This window comes from uncultured Roseicyclus sp. (assembly GCF_937892565.1).
In the GTDB taxonomy this organism is placed as follows: Bacteria; Pseudomonadota; Alphaproteobacteria; order Rhodobacterales; family Rhodobacteraceae; genus Roseicyclus.
Genome location: NZ_CALAHQ010000081.1, coordinates 13866 through 30679, shown reverse-complemented (window position 1 = coordinate 30679; position 16814 = coordinate 13866). Strand labels below are relative to the sequence as shown.

The following is a 16814-nucleotide window of genomic DNA, read 5'->3' as shown; positions in this document are numbered from 1 at the left end:
ACAGGATCGGGGTGGGCGAAAGCCCGCCCCTTTTCTATTGTGTGTCCGCCTTGGCCGGCGTTGCGGTGCCGGGTCAAACCGGACGGTCCGGATCGCATCGGGACATCGTGGTCCAAGTGGTAATCGCTGCATCGATTGCTCCGTTTTGTCCGACTGTGACCTGACCCTGATTTTCGCATGCCCCAGGGGGGATGCGGCATGTCCTGTCCGGCTCTGAGAACCCATAATCCGGCCTATAAAAACGCCTGAAATTTCGGAAATGACAGTGTTTGAAATCACCATTCCAGGACAAATGAAAAATCCAAAGCGCAATTCCATTTTCTTTTGCCAAAAAGCCAAATAATTCGCCCAGAAAAGCGCGAAATTGCGTCAGGGGGCGCTGTTGCGCCACCCGCGCCCCGCGTGCGGATCGTCGCAATCCTTGCGGCCCCGGTCGCTTTCCGCATAGGCAACGGCCCGCGATGGCGTAGGGTCACGCCCATGTTTCTCAGCGTTTTCGACATCTTCAAGATCGGCATAGGCCCGTCCTCGTCCCACACTATGGGGCCGATGACGGCGGCCGCCCGTTTTCTGGCCGATCTGCGCGGGGGGCGCGAAAAGGAACCCGGGGCGGGTATTCTTGCGGCGCTTGGCTGCACCTTGCATGGGTCGCTGGCCTTTACCGGCAAGGGGCATGCCACCGACCGCGCCGTGGTTCTGGGGCTGGTCGGGTTTGTGCCCGCCACGCTTGATCCCGACCGGGCCGAGGCGATCGAGGCCGAAATCCGCCAGAGCGGCCGGGTCAATCCGCCCGGTCTGCCCACCATGGCGTTTGATCCGGCGCGCGATCTGGTCTTTGATTATGGCCCGGCCCTTCCGGGGCATGCCAATGGCATGGTGCTGCGCGCCTATGACGGGGCGGGGCATCTCTACATGCAAGAGACCTATTATTCGATCGGGGGTGGTTTTGTTGCCACCGCCCGCGAATTGGCCGGCGCGGGCCAAGGCGCCGCCCCTGACGCGCCCGGCGGCCACCCTTATCCCTTTGCCTCCGCCGCCCAGATGCTGGCGATGGGGGCCGCTTCGGGCCAAAGCATTGCCGCGATGAAATGGGCCAATGAAACCGCCCATACGCCGCGCGCCGTGGTCAAGGAAAAGCTCGACGCCATCGGCCGCGCAATGGATGATTGCATCGATCGCGGCTTGCGGGTGGAGGGCGAATTGCCCGGTGGCTTGCGGGTCAAGCGGCGCGCCAAGGCGATCCATGATCAGCTTGTGGCCGAACGCGGCTCGAACCTGTCACAGCCGCACACGATCACCGACTGGCTGTCGGTCTATGCCATGGCGGTCAACGAGGAAAACGCAGCCGGGGGTCGGGTTGTGACCTCGCCCACCAATGGGGCGGCTGGCGTGGTTCCGGCGGTGCTGCGCTACTACCGCGACCATTGCATCGGCGCGACCGAGGCCGGACGCGAGACATTCCTGATGACGGCCGCTGCCATCGGCGGGCTGATCAAGCACCGCGCCAGCATTTCCGGCGCCGAGGTCGGTTGTCAGGGTGAGGTCGGATCGGCCGCCGCCATGGCCGCCGCTGGCCTTTGCGCGGCCTTGGGCGGCACCAATGAACAGGTTGAGAATGCCGCCGAGATCGCGCTGGAGCATCATCTGGGCATGACCTGTGACCCGGTGGGCGGTCTGGTGCAGGTGCCCTGCATCGAGCGCAACGGGCTGGGTGCGATCAAGGCGGTTTCCGCCGCCAGCCTTGCCTTGCGCGGCGACGGCACGCATTTCATGCCGCTCGACAATTGCATCGAGGCGATGCGCCAGACCGGGCGCGACATGTCGATGAAATACAAGGAAACCAGCCTTGGCGGGCTGGCGGTGAACCTTCCCGAGTGCTGAGGGGTGCGGCGCAGCTTACGACGCGCGAACCGTGTCGCCCGGCAAGAACACCGGATCAAGCCTTATCAACGCATCGCTCAGCGCATTGGCCGCGACCAGTTCGGCGGCGCGCCGCCCAATGGCGTGGCGCTGGCTGTCCATCGTGGCGATGCGCATCGGCAAGCCGTCCAGAACCTCGAAGCTGTTGAAGCCCGCCAGCCCGATCCGGCCGGGGATATCGAGGCCCTGTTCAAGACAATACAGCAGGCCACCCGCCGCGTTGATATCGCTGTTGAAATAGAGAAAATCGAGATCGGGGCTGCGCGTCAGGATTTCGGCCGACATCGCCCGCCCCGTGCCAAAGCCGGAAGCCCCGGCATAAAGGCACAGATCGGCAAGCCTAAGCCCCGCCTCGGCCAGCCCGGCCTCAAACCCCTGCCGCCGCTTTTGCGCCCGGTGATCCTTGATCGAGGATGATCCGCAATAGCCGATGCGGCGATAGCCCCGCGCGACGATCTCGCGCGCCATCTGGCGGCCCGCTTCCAGATGGCTGATGCCGACACAGGCGGCAACGGGGTCGCCATCGACATCCATCACCTCGACGACCGGAATGCCCGCATTGGCCATCATCGCGCGCGCCGCATCGCTGTGTTCCAGCCCCGCCACGATCAACCCCGAGGGGCGCCAGCTCAGCATTTCGTAGATGACCTTTTCTTCCTGATCATCATCGTATTTTGACGTGCCGACCACCGGCTGCAGCGGTGTTTGGGCCAGCACCTCGCCAATGCCCTCCAGCACATCGGGAAAGACCATGTTCGACAGCGAGGGAATGATCACACCCACCAGATTGACCCGGTTCGAGGCCAAGGCGCCCGCGATCTTGTTGGGCACATAGCCCAGCTTGCGGGCCGCTGAAAACACCCGCTCACGCGTTGCGGCCGATACATCGCCGCGTTGCCGCAGCACCCGGCTGACCGTCATTTCGGATACGCCCGCGGCCTCGGCCACGTCGCGCAGCGTCATCTGGGGTTTGCCGTCATAGGGGTTGCGTCCGCGCAAAGGGCCGATCCTGCGATGGGGGCGGGCTGTTGATCCCTTGATAGGTCGCTCCTGTCGCGGCTGCAAGCGGCCGGCGCAGTTCCCGGTTGCCCGCCCGCCCAGAATATCAGAAAAGACCCAAGAGCGGCCCCGTGGCTCAAATGGATAGAGCAGTCCCCTCCTAAGGGACAGGTTACAGGTTCGAATCCTGTCGGGGTCACCAAGCCTGTTGGCTGCGTGTGAATGGCGGGATGGACCTGTCCGATGCCATGTTGGACACTGTCGCGTTGAAGGATTTTCTGGGAAAGCCCTGACGGCGAGCCATTCTGCGCCATGGGTTCGAGCCCGATGGACGACGCTTCGTTTATCGGCGCGTGGGCATCATGCTGGAACGCAAGCGCATGATCATGACCGAAAAGAAGCTCTACCGGATTTACCGGACGAAAGGGCTGTCGGTGCGCCGCCGTCGTGGCCGCAAGCGGGCACATGGCGGCCGGACGCCAATGCCGGTGCTGCTGCGCCCGAACCAGCGGTGGCCGCTCGACGTCCTGTCCGACACGTCCGGGGACCGCCGCAAGTTCCGTATTCTGGCGGTCAACGACGATGGCTGCCGCGAGAACCGGGCGCGGATCGCCCTGCGCCCGGCGCGCTTGCCCAGCCCGAAACCGACCACTTTCACCCCCAAGGACTTTCGTCATGAACGAGGGATAACCGGGGGGGGGGCAGATCAGGGCAAATGCACCTACCCAGCGCCCGTTTTCATATGCCACTGAGCGCCCGAAACCGGCCCCCCAACGAAGGCTCTGGATGGACATACGGGGCGGATCAGAGCCTGACGCTCCAACCTATTTCTTTAGTTTTCGTGCAATTTGTTGAGAAAAGTGGTGCCGATGAAGGGACTCGAACCCCCGACCCACGCATTACGAATGCGTTGCTCTACCAGCTGAGCTACATCGGCACGGCCGTGCTCATAACAAGCCGCGCTGGGCTTTCCTAGCCCTAATTTCTGGGCTTGGTCCCTGTATCGGGCGCAAGCAGTTCGGCGTCGTCCGCCGCCGGGCCGCGTTTGTCATCCATCGCACCAACGATCAGGGGCAGCATCTGCGCCGGGCCGATCAGGGCCGCGTCGCTTTGCGCCACCTCCTGCCAGCTCAGCCGATCGAAGCTGCCGCAATGTGTGCAGACCGGGCGCCATTCCGCATGCACATGGCCGCAGGCCTCGCAGACCCATTGCATGCCCCGCGGTGCCGTGACGGCCTTGACAAGCCACGCCCGCACCAGACGGTCTTCGGCGCCTGTGCCACGCTCGATCGCGGCCATGATGGTCAGCGCCCGTGCCGTGGGTGCGGTTTCCGCCAGATTGCCCAGCGCGCGGCGGGCGGCGGGGAAATCCTCGGCCGCCATCTGCAACTCGGCCTCGAGCATCCTTGCCTCGGGGTGGGCGGGATGCTTGTCGATCAGCGGGCGAAAGCGCCTGAGCCGTTCTGCCGGGGTTTCGCGCGGCGCGATCTCGGCAAAGGCTGCGGCCAGATCGGGGTGGGGGTCGTTCACCCATGCCGCCCTGAGGATCTTGTCGGCCTGTTTCCCCTTGCCATCGGCAATCGCCAGACGTGCCGCCATCACCGCCGCCGGAACCAGCCCCGGCGCCAGACGCTGTGCGGTTTCCGCGTCGCGCGTGGCTTCGGCGATCTTGCCTTGTGCCATGGCGTCGCGCGCATGGGCCAGCGCCAGAACCGCATCGCGGCGCTTGTGCAGATCGCGCGGCAGATTGCCCGATTTCAACGCCGCAGCCAGCGTGGTGCGCGCACCCGCCCAATCTTCGTGGCGCGCCTGAAGCTGGAGAAGCGTGGTCTGCACCTCTGCGTTGCGGGGCCGGATTGCCATGGCCTTTTCGGCCAGCTTCATCGCGGTTTCCGTATCGCCCGCGGCCAGCTTTTGCTTCATCAGCCCGCGCACACCCACAAAGCGGGTGCGGTCATCGGCCACCAGCGCCTTGAACGTGGCCGTGGCCAGCGCCGTGTCGCCCACCATTTCGGCCCCTTGCGCGACCACCAGCTTGGTCAGTTCGGGCCGGCCCAGATAGGTTTCTGCCCGCTCTGCCTTGCGGATCGCCAGACGCCCCTCGCCCGCGGCCAGCGCCAGCATGCCTTCGGCCAGCGCCTCATATCCCTTGCGTTCGGCGCGGCGGTTCACATAGCGGGTGATCGCCGTTTCATCCCCGTTCAAAAAGCGCAAGCTCGCCACCAAAAGCCCGACCAGCTTGAACAAAAGCCAGACCGCGATCAGCAACCCCACCGCGGCCAAAATCGCCATCAGCGGCGTGAGCACGAATTCGCGCCCCATGACGGTCAACAGCGCGACATCGCCCATTTCCAGCAGATATCCCGCGCCCCACGTCAATCCGGCGACAAGCGCGATGAAGATCAGAACTTTCAGCAAGGACCACAGCATCTTGGCGCCCCCTTCAGTTGCGGTCAGCGCCAAGCGCGGCCGTCAGGGCGGCAAGCCCCGCCTCGGCCGCGGCGCGGGCTTGGACATCGGCGACCCAGGGGGCCAAAATGGCCTTGGCGCCATCGGGCAGGGCGGCGATTTCCGCAAGGGCAGCGGCCAGATCGCCCGATCGAACGGCCGCCTCGACCCGGCTCAAGACCGCGTCGGGATCGTCGCCCGCGCGGGGGGCAACCGACCGGCCCCCGATCTGACCCATGACAAAGGCGCCCAAACGCTCGCCCAGACCTTCACCTGCGGTTTCTTGAAGGGCGATGGGCAGGGCCGCGCGGGCCAGCGGCGGAAAGGCGTCTTGCAGCGATGCCAGCGTCGCCACACCCGTCTGTGCCGCGCCCGACAGCGCCTCGGGCGCCTCGGTCACGGCGGCGATGCGCGACAATGGCGCCACAAAGGGTGCGCCTGTGGCGATGGCTGCCTGCACCTCGCCAAGGGCTGCTTCGGCATCGGCGCGCGCAAGGGCCCGGGCGGTGGCGGTTTCGGCGCTGGCGATGGCGGCCGCGGCGGCCGCGGCGGCCGTGCGGGCTTCGGCCTCCAGTTCGGCGGTGCGGGCGGCCGTGGCGGCGCGCTCGGCCTCCAATTCGGCGGCGAGCGCTGCGGCGGTTGTATCTGCTGCGGCCAGTGCTGCGATGGCATCCGCATCGGCATCGCCCGTCAGAACCGGCCGATCTTCCAGCGCGCCCAAACGGGTCGACAGGGCTTCAATTCCGCTCGTCGTGGCGTCCAAACGGGTTGACAGCGCCGCGATCTGATCAAGCACCGGCGACAGATCGACCGGGGCTGCGGGTTGGGGCGTTGCGGATGCCGCAGCGGCCAGCGCGGCGATTTGTTCTTGCAGCGGCGCCAGTGCCTGGGCGATCTCGGCGGTCTGTGTCGGGGGGCTGTCACCCTTGGGCAACCAGCCCAGATAGGCCGCGCCATAGCCGATGCCTGCTGCCACAAGCCCGCCCAGAACCATCGGCAAAAAGCCAAGCCCGGCGCGTGAGGGGGCGGGTTCGGGCGGTTGTGGCGGGGCAGGGGGCGGCGCTTTGGCGCGCCCGTCGTCTGGGGCGATGTCTGGCGTCGTATCCTCGGCGATCGGCACCGCGTCGATGATCGGATCATCGCCAAGCTTGAGCGGTTCCATGCCGACATCACCCGGGGCAGACTGTGCCAAAGCGCTGTCCTGGTCGATATCCACCGAATCGCCCGGGGCCACGGCGTCATGCCCGGGCGTGACCGGTCCCTCGGTTCCCTCATCACGGGATGGGCTGGCATCCTCGCGCCGATTGCGCGTATTGCCTGAGCTTTTCGAGCTTGTGCGTGCCACTGATCCGTTCCTTGAAGATACACCCGACCATGTCCAGCGCAGCTGACGGATGCGCCTTGAGCAACCTAGACCAGCCGGCCATGTCCCTCAAGCCGCCGAATGGCCAGACATCACCGCCGCCACCGCGTGGATCATGGCAGCGGCATCGGGACTGGTGGCCTGTCGCGCGCGCGCGGCCAGATCGGCGGGCAAGGCGGCGCGCACTGCCGCGCTGAGCGCGACGGGGATCACATCGGCCGAACCGGCCACCTCTGCAAACAGGGCTGCGCTGCGCGGGGAAAACAGCGGCACGATGATCGGCCCGGGGTGGGCCAGCGCCGTGGTCAGATCCTCGGTCGCGCCCAGCGCGGGTTGATCATAGATCACCTGCGCCTCGGCCCAAAGACCCGCCGCGCACAATCGGTCGGCAACGTCGCCCCGGCTGTGGGTGCCGCACAGATGCACCAACCGCCCCGTGGGTCTGGCCGCGATGATCGTGGCCACCAGCGCATCGGCATCGCCTTCGGCCGCGTGCGCGACAAGCCCGATGTCGCGCGCGGCCTGCGCGGTGCGCGCGCCCACACACCATGCGGGCAGATCGCGCCGCGTGTTCTGCGCGGCAAAGACCGCGACCCCGGCGGCCGAGGTAAAGATCAGCCCCGACGCCCCCGCCAGATCGGGGATCATGTGGCCGGGCACGATCTCCATCAAGGGGGCGATCGCGATCAGCACGGGGCCCAGCTCTGCGCGCAAGGCGGCTGCAAACCGCGCTGACGCATCACGCGGGCGGGTCAGCACAACAAGCGGCACGGGGGCTGTGGCATTGTCAGACATGGGGGGGAGTGTTACCTGCCACAGGCTGATCTGACAACGAGTGCCCATGCCCGCGCCCCTGATCATCCTTGGCCTTGAATCAAGCTGCGACGATACCGGCGCGGCGGTCTTGCGCGCGCGGGCCTGCGGGCGGGCGGATATCTTGTCGAATGTGGTGGCCAGCCAGACCGACCTGCACGCGGCCTTTGGCGGGGTCGTGCCGGAGATTGCGGCCCGCGCGCATGCCGAAAAGCTGGATCTGGTGGTCGAACAGGCGATGGCCTGTGCGGGGCTGGCCCTGTCGGACATCGACGCCATCGCGGTCACGGCCGGGCCGGGGCTGATCGGGGGCGTCTTGTCGGGGGTGATGGCGGCCAAGGGGCTGGCCATGGGGCTGGGCAAGCCGCTGGTCGGCGTGAACCATCTGGCCGGTCACGCGCTGACCCCGGTGCTGACCGATGGGCTGGCCTATCCCTATCTGATGCTTCTGGTGTCAGGCGGGCATTGCCAGTTTCTGCGCGTCGATGGCCCTGACCGCTTTCGCCGCCTTGGTGGCACCATCGATGATGCCCCCGGCGAGGCCTTTGACAAGGTCGCGCGCCTGTTGGGTCTGCCCCAGCCCGGCGGCCCCTCGGTCGAAGCGGCGGCACAGGCGGGCGATCCTGCGCGCTTCGATCTGCCCCGACCGCTGCTGGACCGCCCCGGATGCGATCTGAGCTTTTCGGGCCTGAAGACCGCCGTTCTGCGCGTGCGCGACGATCTGATCGCGGCCCGATCCGGGCTGTCGGAGCAAGATCGCGCCGATCTGTGTGCTGGCTTTCAGGCGGCGGTGGCCGATGTGCTGGCGGTCAAGTCGGCCCGCGCGCTGGCGGGTGAACCGGGGCTTTCGGGCTTTGCCGTGGCGGGCGGCGTGGCGGCCAACCGCGTGTTGCGCGCCCGGCTTCAGGCCGTGGCCCGACAGGCGGGCCTGCCTTTTGTCGCGCCGCCGCTGGCGCTGTGCACCGACAATGCCGCGATGATCGCCTTTGCGGGGCTTTTGGCCTTTCAGGCAGGGCGGATCGACGATCTGACCCTTTCGGCGCGTCCGCGCTGGCCGCTTGATGACCGCGCCGCGCCGCTGATCGGATCGGGCAAGAAAGGCGCCAAGGCATGACGGGCCGCATCGACATCATTGGCGCGGGCGCCTTTGGCACGGCGCTCGCCATCACCTATGCAAAGGCCGGGCATGCGGTCACGCTTTTCGCGCGTGACGGCGCCGAGGCCATGGGGCGGCTGGGCGAAAACACCCGCCGTCTGCCCGGCCATGCGTTTCCCGCCGGGCTGCGCGTGACCGCCGACAGGGGCGATCTGACCGCCGATCTGGCGCTTTTGGCGCTGCCGACGCAGTGCCTTGGGGCCTTTCTGGCAACGACGCCGCTTGGGGCTGATATGCTGGTGTCCTGCGCCAAGGGGATTGACCGGGCCACCGGCCTTGGCCCGAGCGCGCTGATCGCGCGTCACAGCACTGCGGCGGTGGCGCAACTGACCGGGCCAAGCTTTGCCGTCGATATCGCGGCAGGTCTGCCGACGGCGCTGACGCTGGCCTGCGCCGATGACAGGGCCGGGCGGGCGTTGCAGGATCGGCTGTCCACCCCCATGCTGCGCCTGTACCGCAGCACCGATGTGCTGGGCGCCGAACTGGGCGGGGCGCTCAAGAATGTGGTGGCCATCGCGGCGGGCGCCGTCGTCGGGGCGGGCTATGGCGAGTCGGCGCGCGCGGCGCTGATGACCCGTGGTCTGGCCGAGATGACGCGCCTTGCTGTCGCGCTGGGCGCGCAAGAGGCGACGCTGCGCGGTCTGTCGGGTCTGGGCGATCTGATCCTGACCTGCGGGTCCGACAAATCGCGCAACTTCCGCTTTGGGATGGCGCTTGCGCGCGGCGAAAGCCTTGCGGCCGACATCACCGTCGAGGGGCTGCACACCGCGCGCGAGATTGCCGGCCGCCCCGATCTGGACACGCCCATCGCCGATGCGGTGGCAGCCCTGGCCGATGGTCGCGCCGATCTGGCGACGATCGCCGATGGGTTGCTCAATCGCCCGCTGAAATCGGAATGACCGCCATGCGCCACTGGCTGTTCAAATCCGAACCCGACACCTGGTCCTGGGATCAGCAATGCGCCAGGGGCGCGCTGGGCGAGGAATGGGTCGGCGTGCGCAATTATCAGGCCCGCAACCTCATGCGCGCGATGGCGGTTGGGGACCTCGGCTTTTTCTATCACACCCAAAGCGACAAGGCCGTGGTGGGCATCGTCGAGATCATGGCCCCCGCCCATCCCGACAGCACCGCGCCCGGTGGCGTCTGGGACTGCGTCGATCTCAGGGCGGTCCGGGCCCTGCCGCGCCCGGTGACGCTGGCCGCGATCAAGGCCTGCGCTGAACTGGCCGACATGCCGCTGGTCAAAAGCCCGCGCCTGTCGGTGCAGCCCGTGACGGATGTGCAATGGGCGATCATCTGCAAGATGGGCGGGTTGGATTGACGGCGCACCCCACAGGGCGAGAACACGACTTGCGCCAAGAAAAGGAGGGTCCTGACATGTCAGGACCCTCCACCACCCACGCGCCACCTCGCTCCGCGTGTTGATATGTCGGGCCCATCCATCCTGGTCAGGCATGGCAATGGCATAGCTCATGGCGTCTGGGCGGGCAAAGCAATTGCCCCCCGAATTTGACTCGTATTGTCCGAAAACACAAAGGACCCGCCCGATGGGGCGGGTCCTTGTGGCGATACGACGGGGGGTCAGCCGTAGACGCTTTCCTTTTTGAAGTGCTTGGTCAGCATGTAATAGACGACGGCGCGGTATTTGTTGCGCTCGGATTTGCCATAGGTCTCGATCACCGATGCGATCGCGGCGTCCAGATCGGGACCGTCCGTCAGACCCAGTTTCTTGATCAGGAAATTGCGTTTCACCGTCTCGATCTCGCCCGGCTGGGTGCCGGCCACGGTTGCGGCATCCGCATCATAGATCGCCGGGCCGCAGCCGATGGTGACCTTGGTCAAAAGGCCCAAATCCGGCTCCATCCCGCATTTGCTGCGCAGGTCCTCGGCATAGCGTGCAATCAGTTCGTCCCGTTTGCCCATACTCGTTACTCCCATGTCACATGTGTTCCGGCTTGCCCTGATCTGGCCAAGCCTCGCATGACATTAGCCAAGGGGCGGCGCGTGTCAAAAGATCAGTTGCCCGCAGAACCCACAAGATGCGCCATCCCGCAGCCCGCCACGCAAAAGGGCCACCCCGGCGGGGCGGCCCTTGATGCCTGTTCGGGGCGGGCGCGGGTCAGTAGCGGTAATGCTCGGGCTTGAACGGCCCATCTTGCGCCACGCCGATGTAATCGGCCTGATCCTTGCTGAGCGGTGTCAGCTTGACGCCGATCTTGGCCAGATGCAGGCGCGCGACCTTTTCATCCAGCACCTTGGGCAGGACATAGACCTTGTTTTCATAGGCCGCGTTGCGGGTCCACAGCTCGATCTGTGCCAGCACCTGATTGGTGAACGACGCCGACATCACGAAAGACGGGTGCCCCGTGGCATTGCCCAGATTGAGCAGCCGCCCCTCGGACAGCAAGATGATGCGACTGCCCGAAGGCATCTCGATCAGGTCCACCTGATCCTTGATGTTGGTCCATTTGTGGTTGCGCAGCGCGGCCACCTGAATCTCGTTGTCAAAATGCCCGATGTTGCCGACGATCGCCATGTCCTTCATCGCGCGCATGTGCTCGATGCGGATCACGTCGCGGTTGCCGGTGGTGGTGATGAAGATGTCGGCGCTGTCCATCACATCTTCCAGCAGCACCACTTCGAACCCGTCCATCGCGGCTTGCAGCGCACAGATCGGATCGGCCTCGGTCACCTTGACGCGCGCACCCGCGCCGCGCAGGCTGGCAGCCGAGCCCTTGCCCACATCGCCATAGCCGCATACGACCGCGACCTTGCCCGCCATCATCGTGTCGGTGGCCCGCCGGATGCCATCGACCAGCGATTCCTTGCAGCCATACTTGTTGTCGAATTTCGACTTGGTGACGCTGTCGTTGACGTTGATCGCCGGAAAAGGAAGCTGGCCCGATTTCTGCAATTCGTACAAGCGATGCACGCCCGTGGTGGTTTCCTCGGACACGCCCTTGATCTGGGCCTTGATCTTGGTGAACCAGCCGGGGCTTTGGGCCATGCGCTTGGCGATCTGCGCCTTGATCACGGCCTCTTCTTCCGATTGCGGGACGGGGATGATCTCTTCGCCCGCTTCGGCGCGCGCGCCCAGAAGCACGTAGAGCGTGGCATCCCCACCATCGTCGAGGATCATGTTCGGCCCATCCGGGAACTGAAAGGATTTGTCAAGGTAATCCCAATGGTCTTCAAGGGTTTGACCCTTGATCGCGAACACCGGAATACCCGCCCGGGCGATGGCGGCGGCGGCGTGATCCTGGGTCGAAAAGATGTTGCAGCTGGCCCAGCGCACATCGGCGCCCAGATGCACCAGCGTCTCGATCAGCACGGCTGTCTGGATCGTCATGTGAAGTGAACCCACGACCCGCGCGCCGCTGAGCGGCTTGGCCGCACCATATTCTTGGCGCAGCGCCATCAGGCCCGGCATTTCGGTTTCCGCGATATCCAGTTCCTTGCGGCCGAAATCGGCCAGCGCGATGTCTTTCACAACGTAATCGGTCACAGGCGTCTATCCTTGAATGACGGCAAAAGTTTTGCGGCCACTTAGCACCCGTTCGCCCATGCGGCAATGCCAAGCGGCCAATCGGGGGCTGGCCCGCGCCCGCCAAGATGCTATCACCCGGCACGATCGAGGAGGTTTCCCATGCCCAAGACCCCGCCGCGCGCCTGGCAACGCATGTTATCTGGCCGCAGGCTTGATCTGCTCGACCCCACGCCGATGGATATCGAGATCGTCGATATCGCCCATGGTCTGGCCTTTGTTGCGCGCTGGAATGGCCAGACGCGCGGCGATTTCGCCTATTCGGTGGCCGAACATTCGCTTTTGGTCGAAGACATCTGCGCCCGGCTGAAACCCGATTGGGCACCCAGATGGCGGCTGGCGGCGCTGTTGCATGATGCCCCCGAATATGTGATCGGCGACATGATTTCCCCGGTCAAGGCGGCCGTGGGGCCGGGTTACAGGGCGCTGGATGATCGGCTTTCCGCCGCGATCCACCTGCGTTTTGGCCTGCCTGCTGTCCTGCCTGGCCCGGTCAAGACGGTGATCAAACGCGCCGACAAGCTGTCGGCATGGCTCGAGGCGACCCAGCTTGCCGGCTTTTCCACCCCCGAGGCCGACCGCTTTTTCGGCGCGCCCGATCCCGGCCTGATCGCGGGGTTGTCGCTGGTGCTGCGCCCGCCGCTGGCGGTGCGTGACGCCTTTACCGCCCGCCACGCGGCGCTTATGGGGGCGCTGTGATGGCCCCCCGCCCCGTGATCCGCCGCACAGCCCCCCTCGACACCCGCGAGATGGCCGAGCTTTTGAACCAGATCATCGCTGTGGGTGGCACCACGGCGCGCACGCAATCGGTGTGTGCGGATGATTTCATTCCCCTTCTGACGGCACCGGGCAGCGCCTGCCATGTGGCCGAGATCGGGGTCGAGATCATGGGGTTCCAATACATCGAACCCCATCACGCGCTTCCCCCCGAGGCCGCCGATATCTCGACCTTCGTGCGGCGCGGCAAGACCGGGCTGGGCATCGGATCGGCCTTGTTCACGGCAACCGCACAGGCCGCGCGCGATCTGGGCTATCACTGGATCAACGCCACCATCCGGGCCGACAATACGGGCGGGTTGATCTATTACCAATCGCGCGGCTTTCGCGATTGGCGGCATCTGTCCGATCAGCGTCTTGCCAACGGGATGCGGGTCGACAAGGTCTGCAAACGCTACGATCTGGACTGAGCGATCAGCGGAAGAAACAGGTGGTGCCCGACCAGAGCAACCGGATCGCGCCATCGCCCTCGGTCAACAGGCCAAACACGTCTCCCCGGCCGAATTCGGTGCCCAATGTGGTGATCTGAAAGCTGACCGGCGGCATCGACAGCCGTGCCATGCCCGCCCGGAAGCCACCCGCCACCGCCAGATCGGGATCGGCGTTCACCCATCCCACAAAGGCGCCGTCCTGAAAATTCAGCGTCAGCCCATCGGACCAGCTTGCCGCCGTCACCGGGCCCGCACCACATTCGGCGATGGTCACGATCTGGTTGGGGGTGTCGCGCAACAGGCGGCTGACCGTGTCGATCACCCCGACCTGCGCCCGGCCGAAATCGATGCGCAACTGGCTGACACCGGGCTGGATGCCTTGCCCGTCCAAAGACAGCACGGGCGATGCCGGTTCACGCGCGGATGGCACACAAGCCGAAAAGACAACAATCGCACACACAGCGATCAGGGCACGCAGGGACATCAACTTCTCCAACTCGGTCCGCAAGGTTCGGTCGCCCCTTTAGCGTGGGCTGCGCTTGGCGAGAATACGTTGCAGCGTGCGGCGGTGCATATTCAACCGACGCGCGGTTTCGCTGACATTGCGGTCGCACAATTCATAGACCCGCTGGATATGTTCCCAACGCACCCGGTCCGCCGACATCGGGTTTTCGGGCGGCGGCGGCATTTCTTCCTCATCGGCCAGAAGTGCGGCGGTGATGTCATTGGCGTCGGCCGGCTTCGACAGGTAATCGGTCGCCCCGATCTTGACCGCGGCCACCGCCGTGGCGATTGCCCCATATCCGGTCAGAACCACGATCCGGCAATCAGGCCGCTTGGCGCGCAGCGTTTCCACCACATCCAACCCGTTGCCATCCTCAAGCCTCAGATCGACCACCGCATAGGCGGGCGGGCGGGCGATGGCGATGGCCTTGCCGGCCGCGACGGTTTCCGCGGCTTCGACCACGAAGCCCCGCTTTTCCATCGCGCGCTCAAGACGCCTCAGAAACGGCTCGTCATCATCGACAAGCAGCAGGGTCTTGTCAGGTCCGATGTCCCTGAGGCTGCGATCCTGCGTCATGCGGAGTCTCCTTCCGGTCTTGTCCAGGTTCAACGTTCATACATGCAATCGCGCCAAGCGGTCAATTTAGCGTTGCATGCGGGCTTTGCCCCTTAACTGGCTGCGTCCACGAAACATTCCGTCCGTTCGGCCATTTGTTGCGGGGTGGTCTCACGGTTGAAGAATTCCACAAAGCCGTGTTCTGGCAAAACCAGATAGGTAAAGGCCGAATGATCCACGAGGTAATATGGATCGCCGCTGTCGCGGTTCGACCGATAATAGACCCGATAGGCGCGCGCGGCTGCGTCGGTCTGGTCGGGCGTCCCGGTCAGCCCCAGCATGCGCTCATGGATATTGGCGGTAAAGGCCGCCATCACCTCGGGGGTGTCGCGCAGCGGATCGACCGAAATCATCACCGGCAGCACGTCATAGCCATCGGCCTCCAGCAGATCGATCGCCTCGGCGTTGCGCACCGCATCCAGCGGGCAGACATCGGGACAGAAGGTGTAGCCGAAATAGACCAGCGTGGGCTTTGTGATCACATCGGCATCGCTGACGGTTTGGCCAGCCTCGTCGATCAGCGTGAAGGGCCCGCCGATCTGGCCGGCCCCGCCTGCCACCACACTGGCGCGGCATTGGGCAAAAGGATCATTCGATGCGGCGCGCTTGGCCTGTCCCAGATAGACAGCCACGCCTGCCCCGATCATGAGCGCACCAATCAACGCAGCCGAGGCAAGGGCATAGATGCGGGTCAATCAAGGATCCTCCGGGTGGTGACGCGGGCAGAGATGTCAGGCAGCGTTGATTACCTAGACCCGCCGCCCTATCAATCCATGTCTGACTGCCTGTGACAGAAAGCCCCTTGATGGCCCAAGCCGCGCCCGATCCCGCCTTTGACCTTGTGCGACAAGACGCGCGCAGCGATTGGGTGCGGCTGCGCACGCTTTTGGTTTTGCGCTGGCTGGCGATTCTTGGGCAGACGGTCACGGTCGTCATCGCGTCCTTTTATCTGGGGCTGCGGGTCGAATTGGGTCTGTGCTTCCTCGCCATCGGGGCCAGCATGGTGTCGAACCTGATCGCGATGACGATCTTTCCCGAAAACCAGCGCCTCTCGGACCGAGACGCGATGCTGACCCTGTTGTTCGACCTGTCGCAACTGGGGTTCCTGCTGTTTCTGACGGGCGGGCTGAACAACCCCTTTGCGCTGTTGATCTTGGCGCCGGTGACGATCTCGGCCACGGCGCTGACGGTGCAATCCACCACCATTCTGGGCGGTGTCGCGGTGGCGATGATCACGCTTTTGGCCATATTTCACGTGCCCCTGACCACGGAAATGGGCGAGGTCTTGCAACTGCCTGATCTTTTCGTGGCAGGGTTCTGGCTGGCGATCTGTATCGGCATCGTGTTTTTGTCGGCCTATGCGCGCCGGATCACGCAAGAAACCCATTCCATGAGCCAGGCGCTTCTGGCCACCCAGATGGCATTGGCGCGCGAGCAGAAGCTGACCGATCTGGGCGGGGTCGTGGCCGCCGCCGCCCATGAGCTGGGCACGCCGCTGGCCACCATCAAGCTGGTGTCGACCGAATTGCTCGATGAGCTGGGCGATCATCCGCTTCTGGCCGAGGATGCCCGCCTGATCCGCGATCAGGCCGACCGCTGCCGCGATATCCTGCGCTCGATGGGGCAGGCGGGAAAGGATGATCTGCACATGCGTTCGGCGCCTTTTGGTGCCGTGGTGCGCGAGGCGGCCGAACCCCACGCCGCGCGCGGGGTTGCGATCAATTACGATTTTGTCGCCGATCCGGGCGCGACCCCGGATCAACCTGTGATCTGGCGCAAGCCCGAGGTGATCCATGGTCTGCGCAACCTTGTGCAAAATGCCGTCGATTTCGCCGCGACCCAGATCTGGATCGAAGGCCGCTGGGGCGATGGCCAGATCCGGCTGCGCATCACCGATGATGGTCCGGGCTACCCGCAGGACATGCTGGGCCGTCTGGGCGACCCTTTTCTCAGCCGCCGCGCCCGCGCCCAAAGCCCCGCACGCCCCGGCTATGATGGCATGGGTCTGGGTCTGTTCATCGCCAAGACCCTGCTGGAACGCTCAGGCGCGCGCGTCGGTTTTGAAAACGCCACCGATCCCTTTTTGTCGGCCGAAGACAAGACCGACAAATCCGGCGCCGTGGTCAAGGTGATCTGGTCACATGGGGCGATCGGCCTTCCGACGGATATGGCCACTGGACCCTTGGGGGAAAACCAACCCATCGCGATCTGATCTCGCGCCGCTGCGTTGACGATCAAGATCT

General features: G+C 65.2%; 16 protein-coding genes, 2 tRNA genes and 1 pseudogene. 9 read left to right on the top strand and 10 right to left on the bottom strand.

Annotated features, from left to right (window positions below):
* Nucleotides 1–480 precede the first annotated feature (480 nt).
* Nucleotides 481–1881: an L-serine ammonia-lyase gene (locus Q0094_RS11615; protein ID WP_297619569.1), complete on the top strand. Its 1401-nt coding sequence runs from the start codon at nucleotides 481–483 to the stop codon at nucleotides 1879–1881.
* A gap of 15 nt (nucleotides 1882–1896) precedes the next feature.
* Here Q0094_RS11615 and Q0094_RS11610 read toward each other — a convergent pair whose 3' ends face one another.
* Nucleotides 1897–2883 (bottom strand): LacI family DNA-binding transcriptional regulator, encoded by a 987-nt coding sequence (locus tag Q0094_RS11610; protein WP_297619567.1) that lies wholly within the window; start codon nucleotides 2881–2883, stop codon nucleotides 1897–1899.
* A gap of 161 nt (nucleotides 2884–3044) precedes the next feature.
* On the opposite strand from Q0094_RS11610, the gene Q0094_RS11605 reads away from it, so the two are divergent.
* A tRNA-Arg gene (locus Q0094_RS11605) sits at nucleotides 3045–3121 on the top strand.
* A gap of 34 nt (nucleotides 3122–3155) precedes the next feature.
* A pseudogene (locus Q0094_RS11600) lies at nucleotides 3156–3518 on the top strand (IS3 family transposase); the annotation flags it as partial.
* Between the two features lie 262 nt (nucleotides 3519–3780).
* Here Q0094_RS11600 and Q0094_RS11595 read toward each other — a convergent pair.
* The 4 genes from Q0094_RS11595 to Q0094_RS11580 all read right to left on the bottom strand — a co-directional run bounded on the left by Q0094_RS11595 (nucleotide 3781) and on the right by Q0094_RS11580 (nucleotide 7525).
* Nucleotides 3781–3856, bottom strand: a tRNA-Thr gene (locus tag Q0094_RS11595).
* Nucleotides 3857–3897: 41 nt separating this feature from the next.
* A complete protein-coding gene (locus Q0094_RS11590; RefSeq protein WP_297619564.1) occupies nucleotides 3898–5349 on the bottom strand; it encodes a tetratricopeptide repeat protein in 1452 nt (483 codons plus the stop codon).
* 13 nt (nucleotides 5350–5362) lie between these two features.
* Nucleotides 5363–6712, bottom strand: a complete 1350-nt coding sequence (locus tag Q0094_RS11585) for a hypothetical protein (RefSeq protein WP_297619561.1) — start codon at nucleotides 6710–6712, stop codon at nucleotides 5363–5365.
* Nucleotides 6713–6799: 87 nt separating this feature from the next.
* Entirely contained in the window at nucleotides 6800–7525 is a 726-nt protein-coding gene (locus Q0094_RS11580; RefSeq protein WP_297619557.1) for a uroporphyrinogen-III synthase, read from the bottom strand.
* Nucleotides 7526–7571: 46 nt separating this feature from the next.
* Between Q0094_RS11580 and tsaD the strand changes: the two genes are divergently transcribed.
* Genes tsaD through Q0094_RS11565 form a run of 3 tightly spaced genes read left to right on the top strand, consistent with a single transcriptional unit; the run spans nucleotide 7572 to nucleotide 10020 of the window.
* Nucleotides 7572–8657, top strand: a complete 1086-nt coding sequence (gene tsaD / locus Q0094_RS11575) for a tRNA (adenosine(37)-N6)-threonylcarbamoyltransferase complex transferase subunit TsaD (RefSeq protein WP_297619554.1) — start codon at nucleotides 7572–7574, stop codon at nucleotides 8655–8657.
* Nucleotides 8654–9598 (top strand): NAD(P)H-dependent glycerol-3-phosphate dehydrogenase, encoded by a 945-nt coding sequence (locus Q0094_RS11570; protein ID WP_297619551.1) that lies wholly within the window; start codon nucleotides 8654–8656, stop codon nucleotides 9596–9598. Before tsaD ends, Q0094_RS11570 begins: the two co-directional genes overlap by 4 nt.
* A gap of 5 nt (nucleotides 9599–9603) precedes the next feature.
* Nucleotides 9604–10020 carry an EVE domain-containing protein gene (locus Q0094_RS11565; RefSeq protein ID WP_297619578.1) on the top strand — a complete coding sequence of 139 codons (417 nt, stop codon included), beginning with the start codon at nucleotides 9604–9606 and terminating at the stop codon, nucleotides 10018–10020.
* A 260-nt stretch (nucleotides 10021–10280) separates the two neighbouring features.
* On the opposite strand, the gene Q0094_RS11560 is transcribed toward Q0094_RS11565, so the two are convergent.
* The gene (locus Q0094_RS11560) at nucleotides 10281–10622 is read right to left on the bottom strand and encodes a DUF2853 family protein (RefSeq protein WP_297619549.1); all 342 of its coding nucleotides are present in this window, start codon (nucleotides 10620–10622) and stop codon (nucleotides 10281–10283) included.
* A 196-nt stretch (nucleotides 10623–10818) separates the two neighbouring features.
* Nucleotides 10819–12204 (bottom strand): adenosylhomocysteinase, encoded by a 1386-nt coding sequence (gene ahcY / locus Q0094_RS11555; protein WP_297619546.1) that lies wholly within the window; start codon nucleotides 12202–12204, stop codon nucleotides 10819–10821.
* Nucleotides 12205–12345: 141 nt separating this feature from the next.
* Between ahcY and Q0094_RS11550 the strand changes: the two genes are divergently transcribed.
* Both Q0094_RS11550 and Q0094_RS11545 read left to right on the top strand, forming a co-directional pair.
* A complete protein-coding gene (locus tag Q0094_RS11550) occupies nucleotides 12346–12942 on the top strand; it encodes an HD family hydrolase (protein ID WP_297619543.1) in 597 nt (198 codons plus the stop codon).
* Nucleotides 12942–13430 carry a GNAT family N-acetyltransferase gene (locus tag Q0094_RS11545; RefSeq protein WP_297619540.1) on the top strand — a complete coding sequence of 163 codons (489 nt, stop codon included), beginning with the start codon at nucleotides 12942–12944 and terminating at the stop codon, nucleotides 13428–13430. Before Q0094_RS11550 ends, Q0094_RS11545 begins: the two co-directional genes overlap by 1 nt.
* 4 nt (nucleotides 13431–13434) lie before the next feature.
* Here the strand turns inward: Q0094_RS11545 and Q0094_RS11540 are convergent, their stop codons facing one another.
* The 3 genes from Q0094_RS11540 to Q0094_RS11530 all read right to left on the bottom strand — a co-directional run bounded on the left by Q0094_RS11540 (nucleotide 13435) and on the right by Q0094_RS11530 (nucleotide 15266).
* On the bottom strand, nucleotides 13435–13935 hold the full coding sequence (locus Q0094_RS11540) for a hypothetical protein (RefSeq protein WP_297619538.1): 501 nt from the start codon (nucleotides 13933–13935) through the stop codon (nucleotides 13435–13437).
* Nucleotides 13936–13974: 39 nt separating this feature from the next.
* Complete coding sequence (locus tag Q0094_RS11535) at nucleotides 13975–14532, bottom strand: ActR/PrrA/RegA family redox response regulator transcription factor (protein WP_297619535.1); 558 nt, start codon at nucleotides 14530–14532, stop codon at nucleotides 13975–13977.
* 92 nt (nucleotides 14533–14624) lie between these two features.
* A complete protein-coding gene (locus Q0094_RS11530) occupies nucleotides 14625–15266 on the bottom strand; it encodes an SCO family protein (protein WP_297619532.1) in 642 nt (213 codons plus the stop codon).
* Nucleotides 15267–15376: 110 nt separating this feature from the next.
* Here Q0094_RS11530 and regB point away from each other — a divergent pair, with 110 nt between their 5' ends.
* Nucleotides 15377–16783 carry a sensor histidine kinase RegB gene (regB, locus tag Q0094_RS11525; protein ID WP_297619529.1) on the top strand — a complete coding sequence of 469 codons (1407 nt, stop codon included), beginning with the start codon at nucleotides 15377–15379 and terminating at the stop codon, nucleotides 16781–16783.
* Nucleotides 16784–16814 lie beyond the last annotated feature (31 nt).

What these genes read in the sequence shown, in the direction of transcription:
- Q0094_RS11615 (WP_297619569.1), top strand. Translation starts at nt 481, where the DNA reads ATGTTTCTCAGCGTTTTCGACATCTTCAAGATCGGCATAGGCCCGTCC.
- Q0094_RS11610 (WP_297619567.1), bottom strand. Translation starts at nt 2,883, where the DNA reads ATGACGCTGCGCGACGTGGCCGAGGCCGCGGGCGTATCCGAAATGACG.
- Q0094_RS11590 (WP_297619564.1), bottom strand. Translation starts at nt 5,349, where the DNA reads ATGCTGTGGTCCTTGCTGAAAGTTCTGATCTTCATCGCGCTTGTCGCC.
- Q0094_RS11580 (WP_297619557.1), bottom strand. Translation starts at nt 7,525, where the DNA reads ATGTCTGACAATGCCACAGCCCCCGTGCCGCTTGTTGTGCTGACCCGC.
- tsaD (WP_297619554.1), top strand. Translation starts at nt 7,572, where the DNA reads ATGCCCGCGCCCCTGATCATCCTTGGCCTTGAATCAAGCTGCGACGAT.
- Q0094_RS11570 (WP_297619551.1), top strand. Translation starts at nt 8,654, where the DNA reads ATGACGGGCCGCATCGACATCATTGGCGCGGGCGCCTTTGGCACGGCG.
- Q0094_RS11565 (WP_297619578.1), top strand. Translation starts at nt 9,604, where the DNA reads ATGCGCCACTGGCTGTTCAAATCCGAACCCGACACCTGGTCCTGGGAT.
- Q0094_RS11560 (WP_297619549.1), bottom strand. Translation starts at nt 10,622, where the DNA reads ATGGGCAAACGGGACGAACTGATTGCACGCTATGCCGAGGACCTGCGC.
- Q0094_RS11550 (WP_297619543.1), top strand. Translation starts at nt 12,346, where the DNA reads ATGCCCAAGACCCCGCCGCGCGCCTGGCAACGCATGTTATCTGGCCGC.
- Q0094_RS11545 (WP_297619540.1), top strand. Translation starts at nt 12,942, where the DNA reads ATGGCCCCCCGCCCCGTGATCCGCCGCACAGCCCCCCTCGACACCCGC.
- Q0094_RS11540 (WP_297619538.1), bottom strand. Translation starts at nt 13,935, where the DNA reads ATGTCCCTGCGTGCCCTGATCGCTGTGTGTGCGATTGTTGTCTTTTCG.
- Q0094_RS11535 (WP_297619535.1), bottom strand. Translation starts at nt 14,532, where the DNA reads ATGACGCAGGATCGCAGCCTCAGGGACATCGGACCTGACAAGACCCTG.
- regB (WP_297619529.1), top strand. Translation starts at nt 15,377, where the DNA reads ATGGCCCAAGCCGCGCCCGATCCCGCCTTTGACCTTGTGCGACAAGAC.